The sequence below is a fragment of the Acinetobacter rongchengensis genome (assembly GCF_003611475.1).
GTDB classification, from domain to species: Bacteria; Pseudomonadota; Gammaproteobacteria; order Pseudomonadales; family Moraxellaceae; genus Acinetobacter; species Acinetobacter rongchengensis.
The window spans coordinates 47,593-53,592 of record NZ_RAXT01000020.1; the positions used below are offsets into that span (position 1 = coordinate 47,593).

Here is a 6,000-nt window from a genome sequence, read left to right on the forward strand (position 1 = left end):
ACTACTTTCACCTGCATCTCGTTGTTTATTTGTTAGACTATGAAATAACTTACTATTATTTTTAAAGCTGAATCTAATCCTCATCATTTACACTGTAGATCAATGTCGCGGCTAAAACGGTTTCCAACGCACAAAATAATAGTGGCACTTGTGTTTGCGGCTTTTCAATTAAGAAAGAAATCACTCGCCCCGATGCCATACCGACTAAACTCGCTGCGATTGTCAGTTTTATACCTTTTTCGATTGGTGGGTAATGATGACTAGCCACCAATAGACCTGCAACTGTAACACCAAAACCACCATAAACTGCTCGGACTTCATTCCGCATATCCACATCAATATATTTTAGTCCAAAAGTGTTTACAATCATTGTAGGCTTAACTAAAGCCACAACACCCATACCTGCAAAGAAACTGACATTTAACAAACGAAGAAGTTTTTTCATAGAGAGAATATTTTTTATTAAATTAGAGTAATTACTCTAATTTAATATTTGAATAATTTTTTGTCAATTCTTTTAAAGGCATATCTGTACCAAAGCAACACAATCGATATTTTCTTATTCGATAAAATCCCCATTTGTATAATTTCTTTATTATCAATTACACTTTCACCATTCGTTTAAATCTTCGTCTATACTTAGTCATCAATTTAAATTGACTATGGAAAGATGGCTTCTCAAACTCCCAAGAAAATAAAGAAAAAAGTTTGGTTCATTTTGGCAATCGTGATTGTACTTTTGCTTGTTGGATTACTTCTGTGGAAAACAGGTGCTTCAAACAAAACAGCTGCGTCAGAAAATTCAAACAATACAACAACAGAACAAAAAGCTGCTTTGACAGTGACCGTGATACAACCAGAACAACAAAACTGGAAGCAGAATTTTACAGCCAATGGCAATATTGCTGCATGGCAAGAAGTGGTCATTGGCAGTGAACTTTCTGGACAGCGAATTAGCAAAGTCTATGTTAATGTTGGGGATCAGGTTAAACGTGGTCAAATTTTGGCTGAAATTAACAGTGAAAGTATTCGCGCAGATTTAGCTACAGCTAAAGCCAATTATGCAGAAGCTCAAGCCGTACTTGCAGATGCGAGTGCTAACAATAAACGCTTTCAACAACTGAAAAATACTGGTGCAATTTCTGCCAAAGAACTTACACAATATCAAACCTCACAAAATACGGCTCATGCGCGCCTAGATGCTGCGAAAGCACAAATTGATAGTAATCAACTGCGCCTTTCTCAGACCCAAGTTATTGCCCCTGATCATGGTGTGATTTCTGCTCGTACTGCGACCGTCGGATCATTGGCGCAAACAGGGCAAGAAATGTTCCGCTTGATTCGGGATGATCGTTTGGAATGGCGAGCAGAAGTCACTTCAACAGATTTATATAAACTCAAACAAGGAATGAAAGCTCAAATCATTTCTCCAGATCCATCACAGCCAGCCGTTACAGGTACTGTGCGTATGATTGCCCCTGTGATTGATCCGCAAACACGTTATGGGTTGGTTTATGTTGATCTTCCAACGACAGATGCAGTACGTATGGGAATGTTTGTCAAAGGTACTTTTGATTTGGGTGAAAAGCCTGCTTGGACACTCCCACAAACGGCGTTATTGTTACGTGATGGTTTTTCTTATATTTTTATTGTCAATAAAGATAATCGTGTTACACAACAGAAAGTAACCGTTGGACGACGCTTAAATGACCGTATCGAAATACTAGATTTGCCAAGTAACAGTACAAACAATAATACCAATATTAAAGTTGTTGCATCTGGCGTCGGCTTCCTAACAGATGGTGATCTCATCAGCATTGGTCACAATATTCCAGATACACCACTCAGCAAGCAACTTGTAAATACTCAGGAGAAATAAGATGAATTTCTCCGCTTGGTCAATCCGAAATCCAATTCCGGGTATTCTGCTTTTCATCATGTTGGGACTTGCTGGTTTACTCTGTTTCCATTGGATGAAAATACAGCAATTTCCAGATATTGAATTGCCAATGGTGACTGTAACTGCAGCTTTACCGGGTGCTGCACCACCGCAACTGGAAACTGAAGTTGCCCGTAAAATTGAAAACTCAATTGCGACTTTACAAGGTCTAAGAAATCAATACACCAATATTCAAGATGGTGTGGTGACCATTACTGCTGAATTCCAGCTGGAAAAACCATTACAAGAAGCTGTTGATGATGTGCGCAATGCAGTATCACAAGTTCGCTCAGACCTACCTGCTGACTTACGTGATCCAATTGTCAGCAAGATCAACCTTTCGGGTTCACCTATTTTAACCTATACCATCCAATCCCCTCGTATGGATGAAGAAGCGCTGTCTTGGTTTGTAGATTACGACATTTCACGTGCCATGCTACAAGTTAAAGGTGTGGGTGCTGTAGCAAGGGTTGGTGGCGTAACGCGTCAAGTTGAAGTCGAATTAGATCCTGAGAAATTATTGGCTTTAAATGCAACAGCTACCGATATTTCTCGCCAATTACGTTTAGTTCAACAAGATGCGTCTGGCGGTCAAACAAAAATTGGGGGAAGTGAACAATCGATTCGCACTATCGCAACGGTAAAAACAGCTACAGAAATTGGTGCAATGGATATTGCACTCAGTGATGGGCGACATATTCGTCTAGATCAAGTTGCAACTATTCGTGATGGTATTGCAGAACGTCGTTCCGCAGCATTACTCAATGGACAGTCGGTTATTGGCTTTGAAATTACACGGAGTAAAGGTGCAAGTGAAGTTGATGTTGAAAAAGGTGTAACTGCTGCTTTAGAAAAGCTCAAAGCCAGCCACCCTGATATTAAAATTAATGAAGCCTTTAATTTTGTAAATCCTGTGGTTGAAAATTATAAAGGTTCAATGTCTTTATTGTATGAAGGTGCAATTTTAGCCATTTTGGTGGTGTGGTTATTTTTACGTGACTGGCGAGCAACACTTATCGCAGCAACAGCACTTCCGTTGTCCATATTACCTGCTTTGATTGGCATGTATTACTTAGGTTTTACACTCAATACAGTGACTTTACTGGCATTGTCGTTGGTTGTCGGTATCTTAGTCGATGATGCTATCGTTGAAATTGAAAATATCATACGGCACTTACGCATGGGTAAAACCCCCTATGCTGCTGCCATGGAAGCTGCCGATGAAATTGGTCTAGCCGTAATTGCAACAACCTTTACATTGATTGCTGTATTTTTACCAACTGCATTTATGAGTGGTATTGCTGGTAAATTCTTTGTGCAATTTGGTTGGACTGCTGCTTTGGCAATTTTTGCTTCGCTGTTGGTCGCACGATTACTCACACCAATGATGTCGGCTTATATTCTCAAACCATGGATTAAAAAAGAGCAACTTTCTGAAAACGATCAGATTTCTACTGAGCAAAGTACAGACCTCACACACGATGCGGGTGCAATAAGATTAGCACATGACCGTGCGCATGATGGTCGGGTGATGAGTACTTATATGCGAATGGTCACGTGGTGTTTAAACCATCGCTGGATCACCATTTTAAGTGCAATCGCATTTTTTATTGGCTCTGTGATGTTGATTCCATTACTACCAACAGGTTTTGTTCCACCACCCGATACTGGACAAACTCAAGTCAGAGTTGAACTCACCCCCGGCTCACAGTTTGCAGATACTTTAAAAGCGGCAGAATATGCACGAATTTTAATTAAAGATCACCCTGAAATAAAAAGTGTCTACACCACGATTGGTGGAGGTTCTGCAGGTACAGATCCATTTGCAGGCGGTGCTTCTAGCGAACCTAGAAAAGCCACTTTGACGATTCAAACCACAGATCGTTCAGACCGCGCACTCAGTTTGCAAGAAATTGAGAATGAAATAAGACAGCGCTTAGCACCTCTTCCGGGCGCTAGAATCCAAGTCGGAATTGCGGGCAATAATAGCCAATACCAAATTGCACTTTCAGGTGATGACCCTGATGCATTGATTACGACTGCTCGACAACTTGAACGTGAAATTCGCACAATTCCAAATATTGGCAGTATCACTTCAAGTGCGGCATTGATCCGCCCTGAACTGGTCATTCGTCCAGACTTCGCCAAAGCAGCAGATTTAGGCGTCACCACTTATGATATCGCTGAAACATTACGTATCGCCACAGCTGGTGATTTTGATCAGAACTTAGCAAAGCTAAACTTATCTCAACGCCAAATTCCTGTCGTGATTAAACTGCCCTTGTCTGCACGTCAGGACCAAGATTTAATTAAACGTTTAATGGTGAAAGGTAGTCACGGCCCTGTCATGCTTGGCACAATTGCTCAAGTCAATATTGAGAGTGGTCCCTCTCAAATTGACCGTTTTAACCGTTTACGTAATATTAATTTTAATATTGAATTAAATGATCAACCGCTTGGCGATATTGCAGCTAAAGTCGATCAATTGCCAACCATGCAAAAACTTCCACCTACAGTGAAACGAACCAACATTGGTGATGCTGAAGTCATGCAAGAACTTTTTGCAAGTTTTGGATTGGCAATGTTGACAGGTGTCCTATGTATTTACGTGGTTTTGGTTTTATTGTTTAAAGACTTCTTACAACCGATTACCATTTTGGTTGCTCTACCTCTAGCTTTGGGCGGTGCATTTGTACTGTTACTTCTAGCAAAAAGTAGTTTTTCGATGCCAAGTTTGATTGGCTTGATTATGCTGATGGGAATTGCCAGTAAGAACTCTATTCTATTGGTGGACTACGCCATTATTGCAAGAAATGAAAAAGCTTACTCCCGTATGAATGCTCTACTGGACGCTTGTCATAAGCGTGCTCGCCCGATCATTATGACCACATTGGCAATGGGTGCAGGGATGTTGCCTATTGCTTTAGGTATCGGTACAGACCCAAGTTTTAGAGCACCGATGGCGATTTCTGTGATTGGTGGTTTAATTACCAGTACATTCTTGTCGTTATTGGTGATTCCTGTGGTATATACATTTATTGATGACATTAACCAAAAAATTCATCGCTTTAGAAAGTCAGAATCTAAATTGGATGTTTCAATAGATGGAAAAACTTAAAAATTAGATATTATTATTTTCTACAGAAAAGATGGTTATTTAACCATCTTTTCTGTCTTATTTAAATGCACATAACAAGTATTATGATAAAACTAAAATGAATGCAAATATAAAGAAACAAAACCCAGATAAACAATATAAATATCGAATATTCCGCTGCAACCACAGTCTATAAGATTCCAAACTTAATAATTTGACGATACCTAAATTCCAAAATAATACAACAGCGACCATCCACAAACTTACGGAAAAATTTTGGATTGCATCATATTTGGGGTAGATTAAAACCACCAAAGCACTATAAAACATAATATTTTTAGGGTTCAACAAACTCGAACTTAAACCATGAAGCAAACTTTTCCAAGGTGTAGTCTTGACAGCTAGAGTAACAGATTGATCCAAATAATCTTTGGAATGGACTTTAAACCACAAGGCATAAAAACACTGGCATGCTAAATAGACTAAATATATTGCCCCAACATATTGAATATAGAACAAAACATTCATATCTATTTTACCCAATACAAATAAGCTTAAATAGATACTGAATAATATGGTGGCATTACCACATGCAATACCGATACAAACCAGCTTTGCAGCATTTACTCCTTTTTGCATTAACGTTTTCAGAATAAGGAAAAAATCAACACCAGGTGTAAGTAATGCTACAAAATGGGTTATTGCAATTGTTAAAAATAATGTCATAAACATTCCCTCTACATTGGGAATAATTTAGATAATCTTTGTTTTGAATTATTGTATAAAATTGCGTGAACTAATTATTTTTTGAATATTGCTTGGGTGTGACACCTGTAAATTGTTTAAAAACACGATGAAAGTGACTTTGATCAGTAAACTCTAATTCATATGCCAATTGAGCGATATTATAATTCTTTTTGCTCTGTACACGACAAAAATAGATAACTCATTGAAATAATGTCAT

At 38.7% G+C, this 6,000-nt stretch carries 5 protein-coding genes; 2 read left to right on the forward strand and 3 right to left on the reverse strand.

The window, feature by feature from the left end; translation table 11 throughout:
- Positions 1 to 73: 73 nt before the first annotated feature.
- Positions 74 to 445 (reverse strand): DUF4345 family protein, encoded by a 372-nt coding sequence (locus D7V20_RS10860; protein WP_120384310.1) that lies wholly within the window; start codon positions 443 to 445, stop codon positions 74 to 76.
- Between the two features lie 225 nt (positions 446 to 670).
- Between D7V20_RS10860 and D7V20_RS10865 the strand changes: the two genes are divergently transcribed.
- Both D7V20_RS10865 and D7V20_RS10870 read left to right on the forward strand, forming a co-directional pair.
- Complete coding sequence (locus D7V20_RS10865; protein WP_120384311.1) at positions 671 to 1,879, forward strand: efflux RND transporter periplasmic adaptor subunit; 1,209 nt, start codon at positions 671 to 673, stop codon at positions 1,877 to 1,879.
- A gap of 1 nt (position 1,880) precedes the next feature.
- Entirely contained in the window at positions 1,881 to 5,057 is a 3,177-nt protein-coding gene (locus D7V20_RS10870) for an efflux RND transporter permease subunit (protein WP_120384312.1), read from the forward strand.
- Positions 5,058 to 5,138: 81 nt separating this feature from the next.
- On the opposite strand, the gene D7V20_RS10875 is transcribed toward D7V20_RS10870, so the two are convergent.
- Positions 5,139 to 5,762, reverse strand: coding sequence for a LysE family translocator (locus tag D7V20_RS10875; protein WP_120384313.1), 624 nt, complete (start codon positions 5,760 to 5,762; stop codon positions 5,139 to 5,141).
- 70 nt (positions 5,763 to 5,832) lie between these two features.
- On the reverse strand, positions 5,833 to 5,979 hold the full coding sequence (locus tag D7V20_RS10880; RefSeq protein WP_213072510.1) for a helix-turn-helix domain-containing protein: 147 nt from the start codon (positions 5,977 to 5,979) through the stop codon (positions 5,833 to 5,835).
- Between the last annotated feature and the right edge of the window lie 21 nt (positions 5,980 to 6,000).